This window comes from Nitratiruptor sp. YY08-26 (assembly GCF_016593215.1).
Lineage (GTDB): Bacteria > Campylobacterota > Campylobacteria > Campylobacterales > Nitratiruptoraceae > Nitratiruptor > Nitratiruptor tergarcus.
The window spans coordinates 112,141-138,003 of record NZ_AP023063.1 but is presented as its reverse complement, the minus strand read 5'-3'; the positions used below and the strand labels follow the sequence as shown (position 1 = coordinate 138,003).

The window sequence follows — 25,863 nt, the reverse complement described above, 5'->3', positions numbered from 1 at the left end:
ATATCCAAAATTATATAACCAAAAAGCTTAGGATTTCTTTTTTTGAAAGGTTTTATTTAAAAATGCATTGCTTGACGCATAGCTTGAAAAAGTTTATGCGTAGTTGAAAGCTGTAAACACCCTTTGAAATCGATCTGATTGCGGTAGAGCAGCTTTTTGTTTTCGTAGAGCTCCAAACGCAAAAACCCATCAAAATCGCTTCCCAATGCTTTTGCATAAGCAGATGTACAAGTGGTTACAAAATGGGAAGTTGTACGAAGTATAAAAGGACATTGAGCGCTAAATTTATACTCTTGCGCTAAATAGAGTTTTGTAAGTGGATTTTTTACTTGGAGTTGCAAACAAGTAATCGGTTTTGAAGCCTTTGCATACTTTTTTTCATAGATTTTTTGATTACATCCAGCAAATAGCAATAGGGCAAGAAGCCCTACGAGAATCTTATATCTCACCTTTATGCGCTTTATGAGCTGCTATCCAATCTTCTATATTACCTGTAAAGACGTAGACATTTTCATACCCCAATATTTCAAGATACGCTTTGACACGGCTTGCAAAGAGTCCTTTGAGGCAAGCTGTTACAATTGGTGTAGTCTTATCTTCTGGCAAAATATCAAGATAGTTTGTAAACTCTGGATATGGAGTATAGTAACTATCTGGAATATCAGCCTCTTCAGCATTTTCGCCATTTACTTTCGCTGGTGGACGTACATCAAGCAAAATCGCTCCTGCCTCTTTTAAAAGCTCCATTGCTTTTTGCATATCAACATTACCAAGCTCTGGCTTATCTTTATTAAGTTCGATCTGCTCTTTAATTCTTTGTGCTATGTTTTGTTCAAATTCTGTGAGTTTTGCCATTTTAGCCTCCTTGCTTTTTATTTATTCAATTATAACGCAACGATAAGAACTATTATGCTACTTTAGTTGCTTTTTATAACGTGACAATCTTTGATACATAGTCTCCTTTTAAGATGTTATAATAAAAAAGACTCTTTAAAGGAAAAAGATGCAGTTTTTTCTCCCAAATAGATGCCCATCATGCAAAAATGAAGGCAAAAAAATAAAATATGAAAATATATTGGCAAATCTTCGAACTATTGAAAATCTAGATCAAAGTAAAGAGTATTTCTACTGTAAAAACCCTGCATGCGACGTTGTCTATTTTTGTGGTTTGCAAACATGGCATAATGCAGATCTCATACGCCCCACTGCCGCAAAATCAAGAGATCTTGAAGCTACTGTTTGCTACTGCTTTGATTATCGTATCAAAGATATCAATACACATAGCTATACTGCATATAAAGAGAAAAAAGCCAAAGGTTGCGCATGTGGAATACGCAATCCTAGCGGAAAATGTTGCCACGCACTTTTTAAAAGTTTTTTATGAATTTTGTGCCAGGATCAAAGCCCTGGCAATCTTGGAATCTTTTCTAGTTTTGAGTTGCGGCAGTACCAGCCCCAACCCTTTTTGAGCCAATGTCCAACAATAGGCAGAGGAAGCATAAAGCCCCGCTTATCATCACGGTAGACAAAAGCTGCACCATCACCACTATCCATAACACAGATAATATTGAGATGATGAATGTAGCTCTCTTTCTTCCCTACTTTTACACCTGCATCTATTGCAATGTTGTTTGCACTGTTGCGTGCCATTACTTCAGCAATGTGTCCCTGTTTTGCTCTCCACTGCGGTCCTTCAATGTAAGCACTATCTCCCACTGCATAGACTCCGGGCCTATCTTTTACTTCACAATACTCATCCACTAAAATAAATCCAGCATCACTGAGTGGTAAATCAGAATCTTGAAACACTGGATGACCAGCATTTGCTGGTATAAACATTGTAAAATCGCTCTCTAAGAAGCTATCATCTTCAAAAACTATGCCATTTGGCTCAAATCTTTTAATCTTTTTGCCAAAATGTTTTTTGATATGTAATTTATTGAAAAAGAGATCCATCATTTTTAACGCTTGCGGTCCAAGTCTCTTACCAGGCTCTGCCATGGTAGCAAAGAATGTGAGCTCAAAGCGATCGCGAAGACCTTTTTTCTTAAGATAATTATGGAGATTAAACATCATCTCAAATGCTGGTCCTCCACGCACGGCCGAGCTATCTTTTGGATTGCCTCCAAATCCCATAGCTATCTTACCACTTCGTTTTGCTGCTACTAGCTCATCTATACGATCACGCATCTTTATAGCATCCTCTGGTTCACCACAGATTGAGAGATAGTTTTCACTTCCCTCATGCTTGACTTTACCAGCTCCCATAGCGATTACCAAAAAATCGCCTTGATATTCACCCTTTTTGCCAATTGCTTTTTTATTCTTGGCCTCAATCTGTACTATCTCATCTTCGATCCAAGTAAACCCGTGCACCTTTTGCAAATCTTCTAGTGGTAAACAGACATCTGCAAACTCTGCCTCATATACAGGAACCCATATAGAAGTAGGATAGATATACATATAGGGTCTTGGTGAGATGAGATCAACTGCAAACCCCTCTTTTCTCAAAAAGATTGCCGCTTCAACTCCGGCAAATCCACCCCCTAATACAATCACCTTTTTCATAGCAGACTCCTAGTAGTGTAAAATTCTCTCTGCTTGCGGAATTTTTACCTCTTCATACCCCACATCTTTAAAGTAGTGTTTGGCCAAAGTGTAAAAAACACCAAGCAATAACCCTGTAATTATCACCCACATGATAGCTTTACGCTTTTCAGGTGAAGCTTTTCCTTCATAATCCTCTAATTCTCGAAGTGTTGGTTCTCCCTGTTCGTTAAAACCCTCTTTTTTCATGCATGCCCCTGATGCCGTACAAAGTTTTCTATATTATTTTGATCAATTGCTTGGAGGTTTCCTTTTTGGAAACCTTCAAATGCATCACTAAGTAAAATTCTACCCTCTCCAGGATAAAAAATCGCAACCCCATTTTGCGATAAAAGAGCAAAAGGTTTTACACCGATATGCTGTGTAATAACTGCATCAACTCCCCTATGTAGCAGCCATTCAACAACAGCCAATCCTCCATCATGAGGATTGGCTTCAATTGTTATTTTTCCATCATCTATAAATGCAAACCATTTTGCATGCCCAAAAAGAGGCGACAGAGGTGGATTATCCCTATTAAATTTCACAGGAACTGCGATTCTCATACTCTTGTCCTACTTTTTAATATGTTTTTGATAAATATCCCAACGAGGGAAGACAAAGATCGTATCTCTATAGACTACAATCTTTTTCGGATCATCAACCGCATAGGCTTTGATCTTGATTGGTATTGGTGTATCTTTTTGGGTGTTTTTCACCAATACTTTATCTGTATAGAGTATGACAACTTTTTTTACTTTTTTACCAGGTATTACACTAAATGGTTTACTTGGTCTTGCAATCTTAATATCTTTATTGTTTACTACTTCAAAGTAGTATTTATGCTTTTTATTCTCTGTATTTTGGAAGAGGAATACGTATGTATTTTTTACTCTCCCATCTGGCTCTATTTTATAGAGCTGGCTTGTTCTATTGATATTGAGCAGCATATGCTCTTTTTTACTTCCCATCCAAAAGAGTGCTACAAATGCAATAGTGAGCATAACAATATATGCAATGATTCTAAAGCGAAAGACTCTTGTCTTCTCACCAGTCTCTAATGCATGGTAACTTGTCCAGCGCACCAAGCTCTCTTTTCCTAAAGCTCCCATCACTTTTGTACATGCATCTGCGCACTCTAAGCAGTTAATGCATTCTAGCTGCATCCCTTTACGTATATCGATATGGGTAGGACACACTTTTACGCACGATTCACACAAGGTACACTCAGCTTCCTCTTTTTGGGCTTTGAGCTCTTTTTTATTATGCACTATGAGGTTTCCATGCTCATCATAGATACGTCCACCTCTTTTATAGTCATAGACTGTTTGGAATGTATCTTCATCATAGAGCACCGACTGCACTCTTGCGTAAGGGCAGATATAGATACAGAAATTCTCTTTAATAAATACTACATCTGCGATTAAAAAGAGGGCAGTTCCAATCCAAAACCCCATCAAAATGGTATGGTTTGCTGGATCTTGAATATATTGGAAAAAGTCCTCTGGTGGTACGAAGTACCAGATGAAATCTGCTGCTGCGATGAAAGCTAGCACTGACCAGAGCAAGATTGCTATAAGCTTTTTCACCTTATTCTCTGGTTTACTCATATCTGGCTCAATTTGCTTATTACTAATTCTTTTTCTCAGATGCAGCAGTTTTGTCTCTATCAAGTCTCTATAAATCACACGAAAGATTGTCTGTGGACAGCTCCATCCACACCAGACACGCCCACCTAGAGTGGTAATAAAGAAGATCCCAAAAAAGAGAATCCACAGCAAAAACGGCATCAAGTAGAGCTCTTGCATATCAAAGCGCACGAAAAAGAGGTGCAGCTGTTTATGATCAAAGTTTAACAAAAAGAAGTGATTACCGTTTATACGTATCCACGGCAGCACCAAACTGATTACTGTTACGAGCCCAAATACTATATACCTCTTATATCTGTATGGTATCCAGTTCTTGAGGTACTCTTTGGCTCGGTTCGGTTTTGCTGTTGCAGTTGCCATTTTTATCCTTTATTATTGATTTTGCATGATATTTTTGGAATGTTAGGGCTAGATATCTCACCCATCACAATTTTATCCAGCTCTCTGCTTGCTATATAATCTCGTATGGAGCTTCTGCTTACTCCTAAACTTTTCGCTATATGACTCACACTTTTTCCCTCCTTTAACATCTGAATGATTTTATCTCTATATACATCATATTTAGATCTTGAAATACTCCCTTTTGGTCGCCCTTTGTGAATAGGTTCACTTCTGTTTTCCTCTCTTAGTTGATTCAAAAGTGAAATTACTATATGTGCCGGGGTATCTTTTTCTATTGTTATCGCATATTTTGTTATGGTTAGCTTTAAATCATGACTAAAAATACAATTAAGAAACTGCACAACTTCCCCTACCCTTGGAGAAATTACACGAAGATCATAGAGAATAATATGATCCCCTTTTTTTAAAGAGTGAATAAACTCTTTGAGTTCCATTCGCTCATCCAGTTTTAAAGAAACTGGGGCAACTTCGATATACTCCGCAAACTCTGTAATATTATGACTATGCAAGAAATCTTGTATAGATTTTTCTTGCATGGCTATAGAGTAGCGATCATTTTTAGAGCGCATATAGATATAGTTCATAGCAAACCATCCAATTTAGTTATGATTTTAATTAATGGAAGTTATTATAAAACTATTGGCGAAAAAAGTCAAGTATTTTTATTATTTTTTTCGTCAGTTTTTAGGAAAAAAATTTTTTACTATTCCTGCTATCCCATAGGATAGCAGTACTTTTTTTGCAAAGCAGTCAGCTCTTTGAGGATTTCTCGGGAGAGTTTTAGATCCATAGCAGCGAGGCTTGCATCAAGTTGATCAAGCTTTCTTGCCCCTATTATTGTAGAAGCTACAAAATCAAAATGTTTGCTATAAGCAACAGCTAAAGTAACAGGATGTATCTCATATTTTTTTGCAATTTCAAGATATTCAGCAGTAAAGCCAAGGGTTTTATCATTGAAAAATCGCTTCGCATGCTCTCGTACTCTTTTTACAGGATGCTTGAGATAAAGCGAAAATCTAGCATCTTCAGGAATAAACTTTTTGTTGTATTTTCCACTTAAGATACCACCGCCAATAGGTGAGTATGGCAACAGACTTACTTTTTCCCTTCTGCAAACCGTCTCAAGTTCATCGAAGAATCTGGGATTGAGCAGACTAAAATTGTTCTGAATCGATTCAAACCGTGCAAGTCCCTCGTACTTGGCTACCATGTTTGCTTTCGTAAGACCATAAGCAGTATCGTTAGAAGTCCCGATGTATCGTACTTTTCCCTCTTGTACCAGCTCATCAAAAGCTCGCATCGTCTCTTCTATCGGCACTACCGTATCTGGCCAGTGCATCTGATACAGATCGATATAATCGGTTTGGAGCCTATTTAATGATCCTTCAATTGCCCTTTTTATATGAAAGCGATCCATTGCTGTAAGACCATGGCGAATAGGCGGTACAAACCATCCACTTGCAGCTCCTGCTACTTTTGTAGCAAGAATAATAGAATCTCTTGGCTTGGTTTTAAGCCACTCACCTACGATCTTTTCTGTCTTGCCAGTCCATTTGCTATCAGGAGGCACAGGATAAAGCTCCGCCGTATCATAAAAGTTGATTCCAAAATCGTAGGCTTTGTCTAAAATCTTGAAAGCTTCTTCTTTTGATGTCGTGGAACCAAAGGTCATGGTGCCAAGACAGATAGAAGTTACACGAAGGCCGGATCTGCCGATATAGCGATATTCCATGTAAAACCTTTTTGCTTTATTGTAGCAAAAAGGTTAGCTTTTGGGGCAAAAGCCCCAAGATTAGTTCAGATCAGGTTTTGGAGTTGATGGAGTGCTGTTTGGAAGCATTGGAAGGCGCACATATGGCTTTTTACCAGTAAGTGCTTTAAAAAATGTGGCAATTGAGTCAATCTGTTTTTTAGTAAGTTTTTTACCTAGCTGTGTTTCAGCCATAATCTCAATTGACTCTTTGATATCGTAGGTTGCACCATTATGGAAATATGGTGCAGTCTCAAGTATATTTCTTAGTGTTGGCACCTTCACCATACCATTCTTATCGCCTTTGAAATCGCCAATATTCGCATACTTATATTTTCCAATTGCCGGAAATGGTGCCATACCACCACCAAGTCCTACACCGTTATGACAGCTTGCACATCCAACCTCGATGAATGTTTTAAGACCCTCTTTTTCTGCTTCTGTGAGAGCTTTTTCATCCCCATTAAGATAGTCATCATAGCGGCTAGGAGTCACAAGAGTTCGCTCAAATGCTCCAATCGCTTTACCGATTGTTTTAATTGTAATCTCTTCTCCAGGATAGACTTTTGCAAACGCTTCTTTGTATTCTGGAATGCTTTTAACAACTTTTACTGCCAAATTTTTTGGCATATTCATCTCTACGTCTGCTTGAATTGGTCCAGTCGCTTGGTCTTCAAGATCTGGACTTCTACCATCCCAAAACTGCTTTTGGTTAAAAACAGCGTTATAGACTGTAGGAGAGTTGAGGTGGTGTGGATTGTGTCTCCATTTGTGCCCAGTTGCTACCGGTACATTGTCATCTCCGCCGGTAGAAAGGTTATGACATGTATTACAGCTAATAAGACCGCTGCGAGAAAGACGTGGGTCAAAATAGAGCTTTTTACCAAGCTCAACTTTTGCTTTTGTAATAGGGTTCTGAGGATTATCAATTAACTTGAAAAGTTTGCTCACCTCTTGTGGAATTGGCTGCAAACCAGCCTGTTTTGCCTTTTCAATCAAAGCATCTTTTGCAAAAGCACTAACACTTATTAATGCAGTTGCTAATACTACACTTTTTGCTATCTTCATAGCTCCTCCTTATTTTATATTTTGGCATAATTTTATCATTATTAATATTAAATTTTCATTAATAATTTTTTTCCTTTTACTCTGTGTGCTATAATTTTTTGAATGAGATAAAGGTTATAATGATGAAAAAAAGATAAATCCGCAAGTAAAAATTCAAGCAATCATCAATTATCTCAAAAAATACCATCCTAAAAAGATAATACTTTTTGGTTCTCGTGCAAAAGGATATGCTACCAAACAGTCTGATATAGACATTGCTATTGATTTACCAATCGATTTTCGCTCAAAAAGAAAACTCAAAGAGGAAGTTGAAAAGTTAAGTAGGTTACTGAGTGTGGAATTGTTTTTTTGAATGAAGTTGATAAAAATTTCCAAAAAAAAATAGAAAAAGAGGGAAAAGTTCTTTATGAAAAAGTGATGTACTTATTAAAATAAAAAATTTTGAGATGGCTAGACAGAGGCTCCAAGAAGCTATCGATATAGCACAAGATGAACTTGATAAAGATGGGATATTGCAGCGATTTGAGTTTACTGTAGAGATGCTTTGGAAAGCTTAAAGCAGTTCTTGCGTATCAAGGAATTGAGTATTTTTCGCCTAGAAACTGCATTAAAGAGGCTTATAGAGCTCACCTTATTGGTGATGATGAAATCATACTCAATATGGTGGAAAATAGGAATCTTAGTTCACATATTTATGACCAAAAAAGAAGTGAAGAGATATTTGAAAGAACCAAAAAGGTCTATATCTCATATCTTAACAACATTAACTTCAAAAAATGGCTCTAATTTTGTGGTATAATATTGCCCAATCTTAACCTGAAAGGGGGTGATGTCAGTATGCCTGGCATCCTCGTTAGACCTGATCAGTCGTTTGAGGAAGCGTACCGCCTTTTCAAAAAGCAAGTTGATAGAAACTTGATCGTCACAGAAGCTCGTGCTCGTAGATTTTACGAAAAGCCGACCGAAAGACGAAAAAAAGAGAAGATTGCGGCACGCAAGAAAATGCTCAAACGACTCTACATGCTCAGACGATACGAATCTCGTCTGTAGCACTTCGGCCTTCTGGCCGAAACTACTTCAATGGTAATTACTTCTCAATTTGGCAAAAAAATCTCTTCTTAATGTTTGAGATACAAAAAATTCCTGTATTTATAAATCTCCTTAAAAACAAAATGCTACTCTATATTTTTCTTAAAAAGATCATTTATTTTATAAAAAAGTCAGCATAAAAAAAGAAGAAAGTTGTCTTATTTTTAAGTTTAGATCAATTATAATCAAGACAATAAAGGAAGGGAGAAAAATGAAAAAGTTAGCATTTCTTTTTTCAATTATACTTTTTCTTGCATTTGAGGGATGTTCTCAAAAATCTTTTACAGAATTTAAAACAAATATCAAAAATATTTTCACAAGCAAAAAAGCGAAAAAAAATCCTTATCTGATAAATTTTAAAAAATATTTTCCAAAAACTGTTTACTTGGGAAGACCAATACCAAAAAAGTCAGTTATTGATCTTAATACTCCTATTGTTCCCAAAGAGTGCAAACCAATAGGATGGATAAGTGTTCTTTTCCCTAAAGGACTTAATGTTAAGAGCATCATTTTTAAAGAGATATATGAAACAAAAAAAAGGGAGATGACAGCACTGAAAAAAAAGGCTGCCTCACATGGAATACGTTATATAAACTCCTATTTCGACACATCTCACAGCCGTTTTGTAAAGGTATATGATCCTTATCTAAAAAAGACGCTCAACGCACAAATTACGCCTTTTAAACATATTATTATTGATAATGGAAAACTTTATCGGGAATCCGTCAGAGCATATAGATGTAAAAAGACAATAAAATCGAGTAATAAAGGAAATAAATGAAAAAGAAATTACTTATTGCTAGTGGAGCATTAGCATTATTAGGTATTATCTTACTTATTTTAGGCTTTACCTATTTCAAAAATCGTGGAGAACTTGAATCGAAAATATATGTAAGAGATGCAATTATGCCTATGGCTTACAAGGTATATGGAAATCCTGAAGTAGAAAATGGAAAATATTATCTTGCAAAAGTGGTTTTTCATAATAGTGGAAAAGGATATATCAAAAATTTAAAAATCTCTTACCGTGTACCTAAATTTATAGAGTGGACAACTCCAATGGAGTATGGGGAAGTTCTACCTGGTCAAACGGTAGTGGATCTTTTCTATCCCCAATTTCCAGAAAAGATACTCAATATTTTAAATGCTACTCCAGCAAAATTAGAAATCAAATATAGTTATAATGACGGGGTAAAAAATTATGAATTTGTCAAAAGGAAAAATTTCCAAATTAGAGGAAGAAATGAGCTCATTTATACAGATACTCCTCCTGAAGAGATCTCTTCTGTATATGATCTTTATACAAATGACAAACTCATTAGCTGTTTCGTTACACCAGAAGATCCCGTCATTAAATATTTTACACAACAACTGCAAAAAAATGTATTGCAAGGTTCTACTGCTGGCGCAGGTGCAGGAACACAAGAGGTTCTACGTTTTATGGAAGCTCTTTATAACTTTGAAAGAGCTGCAGGCATTGTGTATGGGGGTACACTTGGACTGCCAGAGAAGATAGGCGATAAGATTACAATAGTACAACATGTTCGTCTTCCAAGAGAAGTATTAACTGGGGGAGCAGGACTATGTATAGAACTTAGTACACTTTTTTGTAGTGTTGCAGAATCTGCCGGATTAGACACAGTAATATTTACAACAGAAAATCATGCCTTTCCTGGTGTAATTGTTGGAAACCAAATCATCGCTATCGAAGCTACAGGTGTTGGGGGAGCGGGACTTGGAGGAAGCTTGAGTTTTCAACAAGCTGTTGAAGTTGGAATGAAAAATGTACAAAATTTTATGAGTGGTATGCCATAAACGGCGCACGTCCAATTTCAATGCTCCATATAAATGACCTTCATAGAAAAGGATATAGACCTCCTGATCTTCAAGATGATCCAACACTTCGAAAAAAGATAGATGAGATATTTAATAAATTAATGGTGGGACCAGCACCGTCACCGTCACCAGCACCATCGCCTTCACCAGCGCCAATGCCGACACCTTCACCGGTACCAACGCCAGCACCTTCAGCTCAAATATATCAGGATCCTTCTGGACTTTTTAGTTTTCAATATCCCTCTAACTGGCAAATATTGCCTACACCAAATCCCTATGTTCCTTATCTTAAAGTTTTAGCAGTAGACCCTCAAGGTATACAAGATGCAGAAGTCTATATATTTAACAATACCCAAAATATAGATCAGGCATTTTCTATGCTCTACAATCTAACGATACAAATGGGTGGACAAATGAACTATCAACCAGCAGGAGAAGTAAATATTAATGGAAAAGTATATAAGCGTTATGCTGGAATAAAAAGTTCAAGGGAAATGCAAGTGAATTGGGTAGGATATTTTACGCATTCAAGTCAAGGAGTAGTTGGATTTGTATTGAGCTCCACTTCAAATCAGCTCAATACTCCGGAGTTGATTTTAATAAAAAATAGTTTTAAGGTGCGATAATGAAAAAGATATTTGTTTTAATCCTTCTAACACTCTCTTTATTTGCTGAAAAGATTATTATTCAATTAGATGTGAATGTTAATGAATGTGGAGACGCAAAAATTACATGGACGCAAAAAGCGACTGCTTTTCAATGGAAAATGCTCGTTCAAAAGTATGGAAACAACCCTGCACTTCTTAAAAGAGAAATTATAGCCTCTCTGCCAGGATATGAACTTACCAATTTTTCATTCAAACGCAATGATATCGAGAGGACAATGATATTCTCATTCGACGCAAAAGGAGTTGTAAAATATAAAGGCAATGGTATTTGGCATTTCAAATATGAAAAGAAATTCACCCCAAGAAAAATCTCGCCTACCGAGTGGTTTTTTACTGATACAGAAAACGAAGGAAATATTTCAGCAGAGTATGACATCTCATTAAAACTTCCTAAAAGAGCAAAAAAAGCTCATTTAACAACTAATGAGTTTGACGAAAAAGTTTTAGAGTACTTTCTTAAACCAACCATTTTTCAACGAATTTCTATAGTAACTTATATAGGAATCGGTTTGATTTTTATCGCTCTTGTATTAGCGCTCATTGCACTATTTTATAAAGAAAAGTCAAAAACGGTAGATATTAAAAAGTAATTTCATCTATACTTGCAAAAGTATAGATTTTTTTTACTACTATTAAAAAGTATTTCCTTTCATCGCATAGAGTAGTTAATATCGCAAAGCATAAATTATATTTTGTATACTCTTCTTTATCTTGTATAAAGAAAACATTACTACTTAATATGTTTATAATCTTTCCGTATTTTTCATTAAATATTCAAATCTTTAACGAATCAAAGTACCTGTTGTCATACCTCCAAATATTTTGTTTTGAAATGAAAAAACCAAACCAGTTCTTGGATCAACCGTAGCAACGCCCCAAATTACACCATTCCAAGAAACTGATACTTGACTGCCTTTTGCTACCATTGTAACACCTATGCCAGGCAATGAAAGAGTATAGCCATGTAAAAGCACAGGATGATAATAGTGAGGGCCCATAAAACGGAGCCCCCATGCTTCTTTGGAATTTAGCGGTGCGCTACTATTATCCATAGTTGTAATATTAAATCTGGCTAGTTCTCCATCATTGCCCATAGGTTGTACCTGAATGCGCCCAGTTGGAACTGCCATTCCTGTATATTGCTCAACTGTCTGTAATTGATAAAGAGCACTCATCCTAGCAGCTGCTGGAAGTGATGGCAATGAAGGAAGCTGCACACTACCTTTTTGCAAAAACGATACTTTAGTTACAGTTGAGCCGGCGGTTTCAACTCCACTCCATGAAACAGTTTCAAAATCTAGCACAAGACCAGATCTCACATCATATTTAATAACTTGCTTCGTCACTCCTTTTCCACGAGGTGCATATTCAAAGATGACAAGTCCAGGCTGTCCACTAATGGCAATACCTTGACGTCTTGCCTGCTCAATTGATTGAGGGGAAAGCATTGCTGCCATTCTTTGAGGATCTACCCAAAAAAGACCATCGCCTCTTTTACCTAAAACTTTAGGAATAAACGAAACACCCATTTTGCTAGCCTGCACTTCTATTCCAAGAACTCTATTTGGTTCCACAGCACAAACCACATATGCAGTCGACCTTACTAGATAACTAGCAGAACCTCCACCTCGATTTCCACCTTCACTTCTATAGTAGACTACTAATCCAGGCTTTATCCAAGAAGGCAGTTGTCCCTGAGAAAATAACCCAAATCCCATGCCGAAATTTGGCCCATTACTTAATGGTCCTATACCTTTTCTAAAATCTTGACCTTGAGCCGTAAAGGCAAATAAAAAGAAAAAAAATAGATAAGGTAGTAAAAATAGTCTTTTTAGTTGCCTAAAACTATGATCTTTCTTTAAAGCTACTACTATATTTTTCATTTTTAATCCTTTTTAATATTTTTTTTAATATTTTATATTAAATAAATTATATTACATTTTTTGATTAAAATGCAAAAAGGTAATTATTTATTCCAAGAAAATAGGAATGGCTAGTTTCTAAGATTTACATTTGTCGCATTTCATTAATATAGCAGCAAAAGAAGCGAATATTGATAAGTCTTAAAATTATTTTAAAAAATTATTTGAATATACATTATATTCAGCAAAAATCTATTTACTAATGATTTACCAAGATCCACCGCCTCCTCCACCAGATCCACCACCACTAAAACTCCCTCCACCACCTACAGAGTTCGATGGAGCATATGCAGCTACTGCAGATGTATTCTCACTAAATTCATGCATATGATAAAAATTGCCGTGATACCAAGAGGGTTGGGTAGAATGAAACTGCTCATAAAATTTGAGCCAGTGTTTTGTCAGATCAAATAACATTGCGAAAGGAAGCAATTTATCAAGAAAGTAGGGATCTTCTTGTAAAAAGTAGTTTATTTGTGCTGCTTTTGCCCTTTGAATAAACTCTTTAAGACCTAGTAAATCTCGATAAACTTTTACTCCTTTTGGCGTATAAAGACCAATATGACGATAGATATAAAAAATAGCTCCCACTCCTATGAGAATAAAAGGGATAGGAGAAAGCAAAATATCTTGCCATGAGAAAGATGCAATAAAACCGATCATAACAGCTCCACCTATGAAGATAAACCAAAGACCCAAAAAGCGCTCTAATCCCCTCCCCCGAAAAAGTCTCCATACTCCTATGCCAACAAACAGAGACGGTATACCAATAGAAAATAGAAGAGGGATATCCGTCATGCGATGTGTCACAAGAACTATTACAATAAACATTACAAGCAGCAAAAAAATGGAAAAGGCAAGAAATTTTATTCTAAGCTTTTGTGGATTTTCTTGGAAATAGCCCTCTTTAACACTCCAATCATAAAGAAGCTGATTTATTGATTGAAAGCCACTCCGTATTCGTTGTGCAATATCCTCATCTTTTTTGAGAATAAATGTATCGCCATAAGGAAAAAGAATCTGAAAATAGAGAATATTTTGCGCAGGGGTGAGATTTCGCGGTTTTTTTGCAGTCTTTTTAATAAGAGTCTCTCTGTTTACAAAAAATCCTTCTTGATCTTTTTCTTCAATACTTACAAATCCTTTTACTGCAAGTTCTATTACTGAAGCTGGAAAATCTTTTGTCTCAGCAAATCGATCATAAAGAAGTCCCGCTTCCAAGACACCTATATCTTTGGGAGGTTTATATACTGGATGAATAGAAAAAGAAAATGAAGTTGCATGCTCCTTATAAAAAAAGAAGAGATAGAGCAGAAATAAAAGCAATAGAGGATACTGCATGAATGCTTTGGCATAATCTAATAATCCCATATGCTGATTTTCTAATCCGCTTTGACCCAGCAGACCTCTTGGAAACGCTATTTCTACAGTTAAGCCTTCATGAGGATCGAATTTCTGAGCCTCTACTTCAAAGGTATAATCATCAAGCCACTGCAAAGAGGCAGTGCTTTTTGTTGAACCATATCTTCCCAAAAAGGTACGCATTTGAATACTACTTTTTGAAAGAATCGGTGGAAGGTGTACGGTGACTTTTGCGTAACTGATTGGTACTCTCCACTCTGTCCCAATGGCGTTCCAACGTACAGCATCATGCATCTCATCTTGATAGAGCACACCTTTTGCTACATTGTAGCTGATGGTATAGTGATGTTTTCCAGTAATTGTTTTGTTTGGATCGCCGATCTTTATTCTAATGGCTTGTTGCATATGAATAATTTCAAAAGGACTCTCTTGTCCATCTACCAAAACTTTGAAATCCCATAGTCCTATATCTTTTGGTAAAAAGTCTGTTTTTATAGTATTTGGTATATCTCTATAGATACCATGGCGATAGAGCGAACCAAAATTGTAAACAATATCTTCTTGTACATGGAGTGATCCATCGGGATAGATTGTAAGATCGACTTTAAAATTTTCTATATGCTCTGCCCAACTAATAACAAAAGCGATGAAAAAGAGGAGGATTTTTTTCATAACTCTATTTTTGGCATCTCTTTTGTTTTTGCATCTTCAAGCTCAAAGTACTCTTTTGGAGTAAAACCATATCTTTTGGCTATAAGCATATCTGGAAAACTATCAATCTTGGCATTGTAATCTCTCACAACCGCGTTATAGTAGCGCCTTGCATTTTGAAGCGCCTCTTCTATATTGGAGAGCTCTTGCTGGAGTTGGAGAAAAGTTGTATTTGCTTTGAGTTCGGGATAGCTCTCAGCTAATGCAAAGATATGCCCTAATGCGCTTGAGAGATGCTCTTCAGCATCGGCTTTTTCCTTGAGTGAGGCTGCTTTTTGGCTTTGGTTCCTCGCTTCAATCACCTCTTTGAGCGTCGATTTTTCATAATCCATATACCCTTTGACTGTGTCAACAAGCGCAGGGATGAGATCGTGACGCCTTTTAAGCTGCACATCGATATCGCTCCAAGCAGCCTCAGCCCTTTCTCTTAGCGCAACAAGCCCATTGTAAACACTGATGAAATAGACAATAATACCTGCTACAATAGCTAGAAAAATCCAAAAAGCCATTATATATCCTTTGCAATATTCTTATACAATTGTAACTAAATTGTATATATTTTTAGCAAAATATAATTGTCCATATCTACATTTTCATTGACATCAAATCTTTAATATTTTTATAACAATCCTTACTTTTTATAGTAACCCCATACTAAATCCCCACACTTCGTATCTATACAATAGATTCTTTTTTATTTATGGGCTAGGAGAATATTACAATTTACTCTACAATGAGATAATTCTTTATCCATTAAAATATTAAGAAAAGCTCTGTATACTTTTCATGTGTAATGAAATGATTGTACTAAAACCAAAACCTCACTCCTCCTACGAAATAGGCTTCATCTAAAGGTGAATACTTTCTTGTATTTCCAAAATTTTTACTCCACTCTATTCCTATATAGGGTGCGAACTCCCTTTTGATCTCATATCTAAGCCTCGCTCCTATAGTGAGGTTAGAAAGCCCTGCACCATACCCCATGCGGGGTTCATCTTTTATATATGCCTCAGTACTCACTTTTGGAGTTAATATCAATTTTTGTGTCAAAAGCGCTTCATACTCAAGATCGATTCTAAGTCCCATATTTCCATTCTCACCAACCAAAAGTGCAGCTCTTGTTTCAAAAAAGTAAGGTGCCAATCCCGCAAGGGCAACAATAGCCCATGATTTATATTTTTCGTTTGCTCTATCTAAACCCACTCCTATTTGCAGATCCCAAAAAGGTGCGATTGCACGAGAATAGAGAAGCTGGTTTTCGCTATTGGCACTTTCTCCATGAGGCTTTTCACCTTCACTGTAAAAATAGAGTTTATTAATATCATAGCCGATATATCCGTAAGTGTCCCAATATATTGCTCTCTCATCATTTGCCTGGTACTCAAGACTATCTGCTGTAAAAGTTGCTCGCAATATATCTCCTCCCCCACCAGCCAATGCAGAGCTTATGAGTGTAGCAAAAAGCAGCAATTGTAAAAATAGATTTTTCATATCTTCTCCTTATGTAACTACTACTTTCCTAAACATATCCTTCATGTGATAGAGAAGATGGCAGTGATATGCCCATGCACCTTTGGCATCTACAGTAACACGAAAGCTTATCTTTGATCCAGGCTGTGAGATAATAGTATGTTTCCTCACAAGATGATTCTCATCCCCCGTCTCCAAATCACTCCACATTCCATGCAGATGCATTGGGTGATTCATCATCGTATCATTGATGTAGGTGATACGTATTCTCTCTCCATAGCGAAACCTAAGAGGCTCCGCTTCATGATACGGAATGCCATTTATCGACCACATGTAGCGCTCCATATTTCCGGTCAAATGCAAAATGATCTCTCTATCTGGATATTTGTCATCTTTTGTAGAGCGCAGTGAGCGCAAATCTGCATAGGTTAATACTCTTCTACCAATATTACGCAGCCCGACTCCTGGATCATTGAGTCTATATTGGGGATTCTTTGCCCGCATAGTTGTCCCCACACCCCATCTCATTGGCAGTTTTGTAATAAGAACAGGCTTTTTGAGAGCATATTTATTGTGTTTCATTGGCATCTTTTTCATACCTGGCATATGCATACCCATTCCCATATCTGCCATAGTTAATGGCTGAGGTTTATCAAGTTTTGGCACTTTTGCGTAGATCTTTGGATTTGTTGTGAGATTGCCCAGAGCATAACCACTTCTATCCATTGCTTGAGCAAAGATTGCATACGCCTGAGAATCTTTTGGCTCAACAATCACGTCATACGTCTCAGCAACACCCAGTCGTATCTCATCAACCTCAACTGGCTGCACATTATTTCCATCTGCTGCAACTACACGCATTTTCAATCCAGGTATGCGAACATCAAAAAATGTCATTGAAGAGGCATTGATAAAGCGGAGTCTCACCCTCTCGCCAGCGCGATACAATGCCTGAAGGGGCTTGGATGGATCATGCCCATTCAACAAAAAAGTGTAGGTATATCCCATAACATCGGATAGATCTCTATCTGACATACGCATCTGATTCCACATCTTTCTTGCTTGCCATGCTTCCCAAAATCCTTTCTCCTTCACCTCTGCAAAAAAATCACCCACCGTTCTTTGATTAAAGTTGTAGTAATCTGATGCAATTTTGAGTTTTCTATAGATTGTGGTAGGTTTTTCGTCTGAATAGTCTGAAAGCAAGACAATATACTCCCTATCATAGGTAAAAGGCTCTTTCTCTTTTGGCTCAATAACTATGGCTCCATATACCCCGGTCTGCTCTTGGAATCCTGAATGAGAGTGATACCAAAATGTCCCACTCTGTTGCACTCTAAAAGTATAGGTAAAAGTCTCACCCGGTGCAATCCCATCAAAACTAATACCTGGAACTCCATCCATCTGATAAGGAAGGATTATGCCGTGCCAGTGAATCGAAGAGGGCTCATCGAGATAGTTTGTTACATGTATTGTTACTACATCTCCCTCTCTCCATCGCAGAGTTGGGCCTTGTAGCATTCCATTGATTGTAGTTGCTATTGAAGGAGAACCTGTCACATTTACAAGAGTTTTATTGATTGTAAGATAAAAAACATTACCGCTTAGCTCAGTAGTCTCTTTTCTCTCAATGACACCATAGCTCTTCGCATGCACATTGATACTCGACAACGCCAATCCTGAAGCAGCAACACCTTTCAAAAAATCTCTTCTAGATAGATGATTCATGATCCCGGTCCTTTTTTATCTTTATATTACATCTATTATAGAGATAAAATGTGCAAGATATGTGGAATGAAGGAAGGAAAGAGGAGAAAAAGTTTGGAGTTTAGAGGAGTTTACCTCCTCTTTCTACGTATAAGCCAATAGAATACCCCTACAAGAACTAATACACCTCCTCCAACTTGCACCCATGCACTCAGCAATAAATTTTTATGCAAGATATTTTTATGCATATCGTTATTGATATTTATATTTGCTGTCTGTGCTACATGTACCATGAGGCTTACTGCCAAATCTTTATCGGGAATTGTCTGGTGGCAGCTCATACAAACACCTCGACGATCCAGTTTATCAAGCTCATCTTTATGCAAAGCACGTGAGAGACCCCAATGATGTCCCACTGTTACAAGCTGGGTGTAATTCTCATCAATGATACGGCTCCAATCAAAATGCAGATTTTTAATACCCGGTTTTTGGATAGTAATCTTTTTAGGTATCACTTTGCCATCAGCAGTCATGAGATCGACAATGAGTGGTTTACTCGGATCTCCAAAGACTTTGCCATCATCAATGCCAAATCCCATAGATTTTGGATTATTATGGCAGCTCTCACAGCTTCTTGCCTCTTTTTGTACTGTGTGCGAATGCACTGGTGCCATATCTATTGCTAGTACCTCTTGGTTATTATCTTTTGTTTTAAAAATATGGTTTTGCAAAATTGCCTTTCCATCTTTTCCAATTACCGTCACACTCACTTGGCATCCAGGGATTGCAGGAGCGATGCGTCCCTCACCATTACGCACCAAGATTGGATCTTCCCATCGCAAATAACTTCTCGTCTCTGTTACCTCACCATCAATGAGATAATCTTTGAGATTTTTGCGCTTGGCTGCATCTGTTCCGTGAATATCATGTGCATGTGCGACTGCGAGCCAGTCCACATTTTTCTTACCTTTACTATAGTCCACCTTCACATGGCATCCATAGCACTGAGGCGCCCAGGTGTCATGGCATGCATAGCACTCCATCTCCTCTATATGCTTGCCAATCTGCACCATTGCAACTTCGCCCGCTTGGGAGAGCTTATGCTCTTTAGCTAATTTTTTAAGTGGCTGCAAAGTAAGATCCTTACCGCTTGCAAGATGCACCACAACCTCATTGCCAACTTTCACAACATTTGGCAGTGGATTGCCCCTAGCACTGAGCAGATATCCATCTTTTGGCTCATAGTGTGTTCCTTTTTTGAGGTATGCTGCTAGAGTTTTTGTCACACCACGAGGTTTATTATCTAGCTTTTGTCCAAATTCATCCCCATATCCTAAAGGCAATTCCCAAGGATATTTTGAGGGTGTACCGTGGCAGTCTTGACACTCTATCTCCACTGGAGCTAAGGTACTTCCTGCAATTTTCCCATCTCCATGCATATCGATTGATGTATGGCAATCTTGGCAGAGCATTCCCTTTTTGTAGTGTACATCCTCACTCATATGCAGATAGTGCTTTGTATGGAGTTTTGGCTGTCCTTTGCCATGCTTATCAAATGTAGGATTGTAAGCTGTCTCCATGAGTCCTTGGTAGCTTACCCCTATGCGTTTACCACGATTGTGACAGGTAGTACAAGTCTCTACTGGAATACCGCTATATGTAAGACCATGTATATGGACTTTGGCATCTCTCGTACCTTGAATTTGATGTACCAGCATGTGTCCTGGCTCATTTTTAGGGATCGTAGGATCACCTCCTTCATAGTATCCATCATTGGAGTATGGTATATGGCAGCTACTACACCCCATCCCACGATAATCGCCTCTACGGCTACGCCCTTTGCTCGCAGTATGGCAACGTAAGCACTCTTGGCGCAGATATGTGATGGCAGCTAGTTTTGGATTCTTTTCAACTTCTTCAATAGTTGGTGCGGGCGGAAGCTCTATTGTTTTTTTCATATAGACTTGCGGCTCTTTTTGAGAAAGGCGCTTCATATAGTTTTGATATGTTTTGGAACCTAATCTTTTATGCAGATTTGTAAGATTATAGTTAGCGTATTTATGCTCTCTTATATTCCATCCAAATCCCCACAATGCCCCCTGGATCTTTCCTTGTTCGGTGTTCATGAGGTTATTCATCTGGGTACTTACTTGCTCTTTGTGGCACATCCCGCAGGTGTTTTTATTGATCCATGCGCTTCCAGGATCGGGATAGAACTCTTTGGGACCTTCATGCTTTAAAAAGTAAGCAATAGTCCCCTTGTGTGCCTCCTCTTTTGTAATTGCCTGAGGATTCCCACCATGACAGACAATACAGCTATTACCATCAAAGCCAGCCTCCGCTGCCTTCTTGGCGATAGCCTTTGCCATACCGCTATGAGGGTCACGAATATCTTCGATTCCTTTGTGGCACTCAAGACAGTTATTTGCCCAGCCAAGCACGCTTACAATGGCAAAAGCCAAAAGCTTTTTCATAAATAATCCTTATAGCTTTTTCTCTATTATCACCCTTTGAAGCTTAAAAGCGTATAATAATAAAAGCAAAAGGAGTTGCAATGCCAAAAGAGAAGCTTTTTGAAAAAAATTTCGAGTATTATGACAGATGGTTTGATGAACATGATAAGATTTATCAAACAGAACTCAAAGCAATCAAAAAAATTCTTCCTCCTTTTAAAAAAGCAATTGAAATTGGTGTAGGAACAGGACGTTTTGCAGCGCCACTTGGTATTACGCTGGGCGTAGAGCCATCACATAATATGGCGCACATTGCCAAGCAAAGAGGTATCGAAGTCATAGAAGCGCAAGCTGAAGACCTCCCTTTTGCAGATAAGAGCTTTGATCTTGTGCTCATGGTAACAACTATCTGCTTTGTAGATGATATCGACAAAACCCTCCAAGAGGCTAAACGTATCCTCACAGATGATGGATATCTGCTCATCGCTTTTGTAGATCGCGATTCAGAACTAGGCAAAATGTATGAAAAAAACAAAGATAAGAGCCGTTTTTATAAAGAGGCAACATTTTTTAGCAAAAAAGAGATATTTAAGCTTCTCAAAAAGCATGGATTTATTGTAAAAAAGTGTACTGAAACCCTCTTTGGATCAGATCTTGAGCATTTAAGTTTTGAAATATATGATGGCTGTAAAAAAGGAGGTGCATTTTTGAGTCTACTTGCAAGGAAGAAGTTATGAATCTCACACAAGAGATGAGCAAAGTAGAGGTCAAAGGATTTGAAGCAAAGTTTTACGATAGGTTCATGGATATTATTACCTTTGGTTACTACCCCTTCTTTATACGCAAAGCCATAAAAAATCTCAACCTTCAAAAGGGACAGAGGATACTTGATTTTGGAGCAGGTACAGGGAGAAATGCTCTGCTCATGTATCGATATGTAGGAGATGAGGGAGAGATAGTAGGACTTGAAATTGGCAAGGAGATGCAAGAGCAGTTTTTGCGTAACTGCAATGCTTATCAAAATATTAAGCTCGAAAATCTTCGCATAGACTCCCCTTTACCATTCAAAGAGGAGTTTGATGTCGTCTTTATCTCTTTTGTACTCCATGGATTTATCCAAGACAAAAGAGATATCATCATACAAAACGCCTACAATGCTCTCAAACCTCATGGGACTTTTGCTATACTCGATTATGCCAATTTTGATGTGGACAAAGCCCCTTGGTATGTGCGTTTTCCAATTCAAAAAGTAGAGTGTCCCCTAGCCCAAGACTTTATAGAGCGTGATACGAAAAAGATGCTAGAATCTTTTGGATTTGGTGATTTTGAAGAGAGTTTCTCTTTTGGTGGATATGTAAGACTCCTCAAAGCAAAAAAATGGAAGTAAAAAACTACGTTCAAATTTTTCGCCATTTTACACTTCTTGATAAGAAGATTGTGCAAAACCTCAGCAAAATTAATCAAAATAGCTTTGTACGCCTCTGGATTAGCCAAAAAGATTACTTCAAACATCTCAAAAAGCGCCTCAAGCACAAAGATATCAAAAATCGCAAAGACTATTTTCAAAAGACTTTGCAAACCATTTGCAGTCCTGATACTATTTACTATCTTAAAGGAAAAAATCCATCTATAAAAGATAAAGTTCTTTTTATACAAAAAGGATGGGTAGTAATTTTTTTTGACAATGCAAAAATTATAACCTCTTTTCCCCTCAAAATATCGTTACAAGACCTTTTAGAAGATAGAAAAAACAAAAACTATCTACAAATACAAATCCCCCTATCTCAACATAATGTAAAAAAAGTTATAATTTGTCAAAAAAAGGAGTCTTATGCAACTCACAACCCCCCTTAAACACAACTCCATAAAATTCTTGCTTCTTGGCAGTGGTGAGCTTGGCAAAGAGGTTGCTATCGAAGCGCAGCGGCTAGGCATTGAAGTGGTAGCAGTAGATCGCTATGCAGATGCTCCAGCACACCAGGTAGCTCATCGCAGTTACATTATCGATATGAAAGACAAAGCGCAAGTTTTAGAAGTAATTTTACGGGAAAAACCAACATATATCCTCCCAGAAATCGAAGCTATCAATATCGATGCTCTCTTTGAAGCTGAAAAACTGGGCTTTAGAGTTATTCCAAATGCTGAAGCTGTGAATAAAACTATGAATCGCAAAAATATCCGTAAATTTGCAGCTGAAGAGCTTGGGCTAAAAACCAGCGCATATCGGTTTGTTAAAAGTTTTGAAGAGCTCGAAGCTGCAGCAAAAGAACTTGGCTTTCCATGCGTCATCAAACCTGTCATGAGCTCTTCAGGACATGGACAAAGCATCGCTAGAAGCGAAGCCGATCTTGCAAAATCGTGGGAGATTGCCAAAGAGGCACGAGGGGATGCGAGTGAGCTCATTATAGAGGAGTTTATTCACTTTGATTATGAAATCACACTACTTACAGCAAGAAACGAAACTGGCACTGTTTTTTGCCCACCTATTGGCCATATTCAAAAAGATGGGGATTATATCTTTAGCTGGCAACCTATGGAGATGAGTGAAGTTGCGCTCCAAAAAGCACAAAACATAGCTAAAAAAATAACTGATGGATTGGGTGGTAGAGGAATTTTTGGAGTGGAGCTCTTTATTCAAGGAGATGAGGTCTTCTTTAGTGAAGTCTCCCCTCGCCCACACGATACAGGAATGGTAACAATGATTACACAAAGCCAAAGCGAGTTTGCTTTGCATGTACGTGCAGTCCTGGGACTTCCTCTAAATTTTCATTTTTACACTCCAGGAGCAAGTGCAGCATACAAAGCCAAAAATGAGAGCTTTGCTCCAGTGTTTGAAGTAGATGAGAGCCTTTTTAATGAGAAGAGTTTTTTGCGCATATTTGGTAAGCCAGAGTCTCACCAAGGGCGCCGCATGGCTGTAGTACTTACAATGGATAATACAAGTAATAATGCCTTACAAAAAGCAAAAGAACTTATCGAGAAAGTGAGTGATGCATGAAAATAATACAAAAACTCATTACCCTCAAAGCCCGCCCAAGAGGCTTTCATCTCATTACACATGAGGTACTAGAGCACTTGCCCGAACTTTCCGATTATCATGCTGGTATTGCGCATCTATTTTTAATGCACACAAGTGCAAGCCTTACTATTAATGAAAACGCCGATCCAAACGTTCGCAACGATTTTTTTGCATTTACTCAAAAACTCGTACCAGAAAATGAACCCTACTACACTCATACATTAGAGGGAAGTGAAGATATGCCTGCACACATCAAAAGCAGCCTCTATGGTAACTTCCTCGTTATTCCTATCAATACTGGACGCTTTGTCCTAGGAACCTGGCAGGGGATCTACCTTGGTGAGCATCGTGACTTTGCAGGTAATAGAAAAATCTATGTTACATTGATGGGAGAGTAGATGAAAATCGTGGTTTTAGATGCTAAAACACTTGGAGAGGTTGACTTTTCTTTGCTCAATCGCTTTGGCGAAGTCGCAGTATATCCTACGACCTCAGACCAAGAGAAACTACAAAGAATCAAAGATGCCAATATTATCATTACCAATAAAGTAGTTATCGATAAAGAAGCTATCAATATTGCGAAAAATCTACAACTCATCTGCATCGCTGCTACAGGAATGAACAACGTAGATCTTGGTTTCGCCAGACAAAAAGGCATAGCAGTTAAAAACGTAGTTGGCTACTCAACTGAGAGTGTTGTACAGCACACATTTGCTATGGCCTTCTACTTAATAGAGCATCTACCCTATTATGATGAGTATGTAAAAAGTGGTAAATGGAGTCAATCTGGGATTTTTACTTGCCTGAATAAGCCCTTTCTTGAAATTTTCAATAAGCGATGGGGAATTATTGGGATGGGAGCAATTGGTAAAAGAGTAGCCGAAGTAGCACAAAGTTTTAGATGCGAGGTGGTCTATCACTCAACAAGCGGGCAAAATCTCAATAACCCATACACACATCTCGATCTCGATACGCTTCTAGCTACAAGCGATATTATCTCTATCCATACTCCTTTGAATGAAAAGACAAAAAATCTCATCCAAAAAGAGCAGCTACAAAAACTCAAAAACAGAGTCATTTTACTCAATCTCGGTAGAGGTGGTATTATCAATGAAAAAGCACTCGCCGATATAATTGATCAAAAAGAGATCTATGTGGGACTCGATGTAACCCAAAAAGAGCCGCTCTCAAAAGATTCGCCTCTACTGCAAATAGAAAATAAAGATCGACTCCTCATCACACCCCATATCGCCTGGACAAGTATAGAAGCAAGGCAGAGACTCTTTGCTTCTATTATCAAAAACATAGAGGAGTTTTTAAGTTGTAATTAGTTTTTCTTTTATGCCTCCTCTACCAATCTCGATATAACGCATTGGGTTTTGGTAGAGGATCTGAGCAGCTTTGAAAGCACGTGAAGCAATTGCTGTCACGTGACCTATGCGACTCACATTATCTATATGTTTATGCCCTGAAAGAGTCAAAATGAGATTCGGATATCTAAAAAGCTGCTCTTGCACCTCTTTTGTATTTTGCAAAACGTATTTATGAATATCTTTTGGATCAGTTCCATGCCAATAGTTAAGATATGGATGATGATTTAATATAATGGTAGGCTTACCTTTGCTTAAAGCCTTTTTAGCAAAAGTAATCGTCTCTTTTGTATAGATACCAGCTCCGCTATGCTCAATTGTACTATCAAGCCCTAAAATCAGATATCCTTTATGCTCCACCATCCAGTCCCTGCCAGAGACTCTCATCCCTTTTTGATCAAAAAAGAGTCTTGCAAATTCACCAGCATCAATACTATTATCACCTTTTGGAGAGGATTCCTTATTGCCTCTTACACAGTAGCATGGTACTTTCATCTTTTCTAGAAAAGCTTTAAATATTTTTGCATCTTTATCACTAGGAGCCGTATTATTAAAATTATCTCCACCAAAGAGAACAAAATCTATATGAGAAAAGCGGGTATTAACAACATCAGCCAGATGCTCCATCGCCTTAACAGTATGAGGCATACTCAGATCCATGTGAGAATCGGTAATGTGAAGAAAGCGAAGCTTTTCATCTTCTTTTGCAAATAATGGAAATGCAAGAGGGAGTGTCAATGTAGCTTTGAGAAAGTCTCTACGTTGCATAGCTGCTTCCTTTTTAGGAAGCATTATACCAAA

Annotated in this window: 31 protein-coding genes; 15 read left to right on the top strand and 16 right to left on the bottom strand. The window is 37.7% G+C overall.

The window, feature by feature from the left end:
• Window positions 1-56 precede the first annotated feature (56 nt).
• Window positions 57-449 carry a hypothetical protein gene (locus JG738_RS00840; protein WP_201337912.1) on the bottom strand — a complete coding sequence of 131 codons (393 nt, stop codon included), beginning with the start codon at window positions 447-449 and terminating at the stop codon, window positions 57-59.
• Window positions 439-855: a rhodanese-like domain-containing protein gene (locus JG738_RS00835; RefSeq protein WP_201337911.1), complete on the bottom strand. Its 417-nt coding sequence runs from the start codon at window positions 853-855 to the stop codon at window positions 439-441. Before JG738_RS00835 ends, JG738_RS00840 begins: the two co-directional genes overlap by 11 nt.
• A 148-nt stretch (window positions 856-1,003) precedes the next feature.
• Between JG738_RS00835 and JG738_RS00830 the strand changes: the two genes are divergently transcribed.
• Window positions 1,004-1,384, top strand: coding sequence for a hypothetical protein (locus tag JG738_RS00830; protein WP_201337910.1), 381 nt, complete (start codon window positions 1,004-1,006; stop codon window positions 1,382-1,384).
• Between the two features lie 14 nt (window positions 1,385-1,398).
• On the opposite strand, the gene JG738_RS00825 is transcribed toward JG738_RS00830, so the two are convergent.
• The 7 genes from JG738_RS00825 to JG738_RS00795 all read right to left on the bottom strand — a co-directional run bounded on the left by JG738_RS00825 (window position 1,399) and on the right by JG738_RS00795 (window position 7,455).
• A complete protein-coding gene (locus JG738_RS00825) occupies window positions 1,399-2,568 on the bottom strand; it encodes an NAD(P)/FAD-dependent oxidoreductase (RefSeq protein WP_201337909.1) in 1,170 nt (389 codons plus the stop codon).
• A gap of 9 nt (window positions 2,569-2,577) precedes the next feature.
• Complete coding sequence (locus JG738_RS00820) at window positions 2,578-2,796, bottom strand: hypothetical protein (RefSeq protein ID WP_201337908.1); 219 nt, start codon at window positions 2,794-2,796, stop codon at window positions 2,578-2,580.
• Window positions 2,793-3,152 (bottom strand): NifB/NifX family molybdenum-iron cluster-binding protein, encoded by a 360-nt coding sequence (locus tag JG738_RS00815; protein WP_201337907.1) that lies wholly within the window; start codon window positions 3,150-3,152, stop codon window positions 2,793-2,795. The genes JG738_RS00820 and JG738_RS00815 overlap by 4 nt, the downstream gene beginning before the upstream one ends.
• 9 nt (window positions 3,153-3,161) lie before the next feature.
• On the bottom strand, window positions 3,162-4,595 hold the full coding sequence (ccoG, locus tag JG738_RS00810; RefSeq protein WP_201337906.1) for a cytochrome c oxidase accessory protein CcoG: 1,434 nt from the start codon (window positions 4,593-4,595) through the stop codon (window positions 3,162-3,164).
• A 2-nt stretch (window positions 4,596-4,597) separates the two neighbouring features.
• The gene (locus JG738_RS00805; RefSeq protein ID WP_201337905.1) at window positions 4,598-5,221 is read right to left on the bottom strand and encodes a recombinase family protein; all 624 of its coding nucleotides are present in this window, start codon (window positions 5,219-5,221) and stop codon (window positions 4,598-4,600) included.
• Window positions 5,222-5,349: 128 nt separating this feature from the next.
• Window positions 5,350-6,369 (bottom strand): aldo/keto reductase, encoded by a 1,020-nt coding sequence (locus JG738_RS00800; RefSeq protein WP_201337904.1) that lies wholly within the window; start codon window positions 6,367-6,369, stop codon window positions 5,350-5,352.
• Between the two features lie 60 nt (window positions 6,370-6,429).
• The gene (locus tag JG738_RS00795) at window positions 6,430-7,455 is read right to left on the bottom strand and encodes a cytochrome-c peroxidase (protein WP_201337903.1); all 1,026 of its coding nucleotides are present in this window, start codon (window positions 7,453-7,455) and stop codon (window positions 6,430-6,432) included.
• A 133-nt stretch (window positions 7,456-7,588) separates the two neighbouring features.
• Between JG738_RS00795 and JG738_RS10375 the strand changes: the two genes are divergently transcribed.
• From JG738_RS10375 to JG738_RS00760, 8 genes are all read left to right on the top strand, one after another.
• Complete coding sequence (locus JG738_RS10375) at window positions 7,589-7,807, top strand: nucleotidyltransferase family protein (protein WP_370583667.1); 219 nt, start codon at window positions 7,589-7,591, stop codon at window positions 7,805-7,807.
• A gap of 94 nt (window positions 7,808-7,901) precedes the next feature.
• Window positions 7,902-8,012, top strand: a complete 111-nt coding sequence (locus JG738_RS10370) for a nucleotidyltransferase substrate binding protein (RefSeq protein WP_236583173.1) — start codon at window positions 7,902-7,904, stop codon at window positions 8,010-8,012.
• 22 nt (window positions 8,013-8,034) lie between these two features.
• Complete coding sequence (locus tag JG738_RS10365) at window positions 8,035-8,241, top strand: nucleotidyltransferase substrate binding protein (RefSeq protein WP_370583666.1); 207 nt, start codon at window positions 8,035-8,037, stop codon at window positions 8,239-8,241.
• Between the two features lie 51 nt (window positions 8,242-8,292).
• The gene (rpsU, locus tag JG738_RS00780; protein ID WP_011979679.1) at window positions 8,293-8,505 is read left to right on the top strand and encodes a 30S ribosomal protein S21; all 213 of its coding nucleotides are present in this window, start codon (window positions 8,293-8,295) and stop codon (window positions 8,503-8,505) included.
• Between the two features lie 250 nt (window positions 8,506-8,755).
• A complete protein-coding gene (locus JG738_RS00775) occupies window positions 8,756-9,325 on the top strand; it encodes a hypothetical protein (RefSeq protein WP_201337902.1) in 570 nt (189 codons plus the stop codon).
• The gene (locus JG738_RS00770; protein WP_201337901.1) at window positions 9,322-10,359 is read left to right on the top strand and encodes a hypothetical protein; all 1,038 of its coding nucleotides are present in this window, start codon (window positions 9,322-9,324) and stop codon (window positions 10,357-10,359) included. Before JG738_RS00775 ends, JG738_RS00770 begins: the two co-directional genes overlap by 4 nt.
• A 20-nt stretch (window positions 10,360-10,379) precedes the next feature.
• Window positions 10,380-11,006, top strand: a complete 627-nt coding sequence (locus tag JG738_RS00765) for a hypothetical protein (RefSeq protein ID WP_201337900.1) — start codon at window positions 10,380-10,382, stop codon at window positions 11,004-11,006.
• A complete protein-coding gene (locus tag JG738_RS00760) occupies window positions 11,006-11,638 on the top strand; it encodes a hypothetical protein (protein ID WP_201337899.1) in 633 nt (210 codons plus the stop codon). Before JG738_RS00765 ends, JG738_RS00760 begins: the two co-directional genes overlap by 1 nt.
• A 192-nt stretch (window positions 11,639-11,830) precedes the next feature.
• Here the strand turns inward: JG738_RS00760 and JG738_RS00755 are convergent, their stop codons facing one another.
• The 6 genes from JG738_RS00755 to JG738_RS00730 all read right to left on the bottom strand — a co-directional run bounded on the left by JG738_RS00755 (window position 11,831) and on the right by JG738_RS00730 (window position 20,694).
• A complete protein-coding gene (locus JG738_RS00755) occupies window positions 11,831-12,931 on the bottom strand; it encodes a hypothetical protein (protein ID WP_201337898.1) in 1,101 nt (366 codons plus the stop codon).
• A gap of 246 nt (window positions 12,932-13,177) precedes the next feature.
• The gene (locus JG738_RS00750; protein WP_201337897.1) at window positions 13,178-15,004 is read right to left on the bottom strand and encodes a DUF2207 domain-containing protein; all 1,827 of its coding nucleotides are present in this window, start codon (window positions 15,002-15,004) and stop codon (window positions 13,178-13,180) included.
• The gene (locus JG738_RS00745) at window positions 15,001-15,552 is read right to left on the bottom strand and encodes a LemA family protein (protein ID WP_201337896.1); all 552 of its coding nucleotides are present in this window, start codon (window positions 15,550-15,552) and stop codon (window positions 15,001-15,003) included. Before JG738_RS00745 ends, JG738_RS00750 begins: the two co-directional genes overlap by 4 nt.
• 298 nt (window positions 15,553-15,850) lie before the next feature.
• Window positions 15,851-16,534, bottom strand: a complete 684-nt coding sequence (locus JG738_RS00740) for a copper resistance protein B (RefSeq protein ID WP_201337895.1) — start codon at window positions 16,532-16,534, stop codon at window positions 15,851-15,853.
• 9 nt (window positions 16,535-16,543) lie between these two features.
• A complete protein-coding gene (locus tag JG738_RS00735) occupies window positions 16,544-18,241 on the bottom strand; it encodes a copper resistance system multicopper oxidase (RefSeq protein WP_255536053.1) in 1,698 nt (565 codons plus the stop codon).
• 110 nt (window positions 18,242-18,351) lie between these two features.
• Window positions 18,352-20,694: a cytochrome C gene (locus JG738_RS00730; protein ID WP_201337894.1), complete on the bottom strand. Its 2,343-nt coding sequence runs from the start codon at window positions 20,692-20,694 to the stop codon at window positions 18,352-18,354.
• Between the two features lie 80 nt (window positions 20,695-20,774).
• Between JG738_RS00730 and JG738_RS00725 the strand changes: the two genes are divergently transcribed.
• Genes JG738_RS00725 through JG738_RS00700 form a run of 6 tightly spaced genes read left to right on the top strand, consistent with a single transcriptional unit; the run spans window position 20,775 to window position 25,023 of the window.
• Complete coding sequence (locus JG738_RS00725; protein ID WP_201337893.1) at window positions 20,775-21,410, top strand: class I SAM-dependent methyltransferase; 636 nt, start codon at window positions 20,775-20,777, stop codon at window positions 21,408-21,410.
• Window positions 21,407-22,060, top strand: coding sequence for a class I SAM-dependent methyltransferase (locus JG738_RS00720; RefSeq protein WP_201337892.1), 654 nt, complete (start codon window positions 21,407-21,409; stop codon window positions 22,058-22,060). Before JG738_RS00725 ends, JG738_RS00720 begins: the two co-directional genes overlap by 4 nt.
• Complete coding sequence (locus JG738_RS00715; protein ID WP_201337891.1) at window positions 22,051-22,527, top strand: hypothetical protein; 477 nt, start codon at window positions 22,051-22,053, stop codon at window positions 22,525-22,527. Before JG738_RS00720 ends, JG738_RS00715 begins: the two co-directional genes overlap by 10 nt.
• Complete coding sequence (purT, locus tag JG738_RS00710; protein WP_201337890.1) at window positions 22,505-23,671, top strand: formate-dependent phosphoribosylglycinamide formyltransferase; 1,167 nt, start codon at window positions 22,505-22,507, stop codon at window positions 23,669-23,671. Before JG738_RS00715 ends, purT begins: the two co-directional genes overlap by 23 nt.
• Window positions 23,668-24,090: a secondary thiamine-phosphate synthase enzyme YjbQ gene (locus JG738_RS00705; protein ID WP_201337889.1), complete on the top strand. Its 423-nt coding sequence runs from the start codon at window positions 23,668-23,670 to the stop codon at window positions 24,088-24,090. Before purT ends, JG738_RS00705 begins: the two co-directional genes overlap by 4 nt.
• On the top strand, window positions 24,091-25,023 hold the full coding sequence (locus tag JG738_RS00700; RefSeq protein ID WP_201337888.1) for a D-2-hydroxyacid dehydrogenase: 933 nt from the start codon (window positions 24,091-24,093) through the stop codon (window positions 25,021-25,023). It begins immediately after the preceding gene.
• Here JG738_RS00700 and JG738_RS00695 read toward each other — a convergent pair.
• Window positions 25,009-25,830 (bottom strand): metallophosphoesterase, encoded by an 822-nt coding sequence (locus JG738_RS00695; protein WP_201337887.1) that lies wholly within the window; start codon window positions 25,828-25,830, stop codon window positions 25,009-25,011. The genes JG738_RS00700 and JG738_RS00695 overlap by 15 nt on opposite strands.
• Window positions 25,831-25,863: the final 33 nt, after the last annotated feature.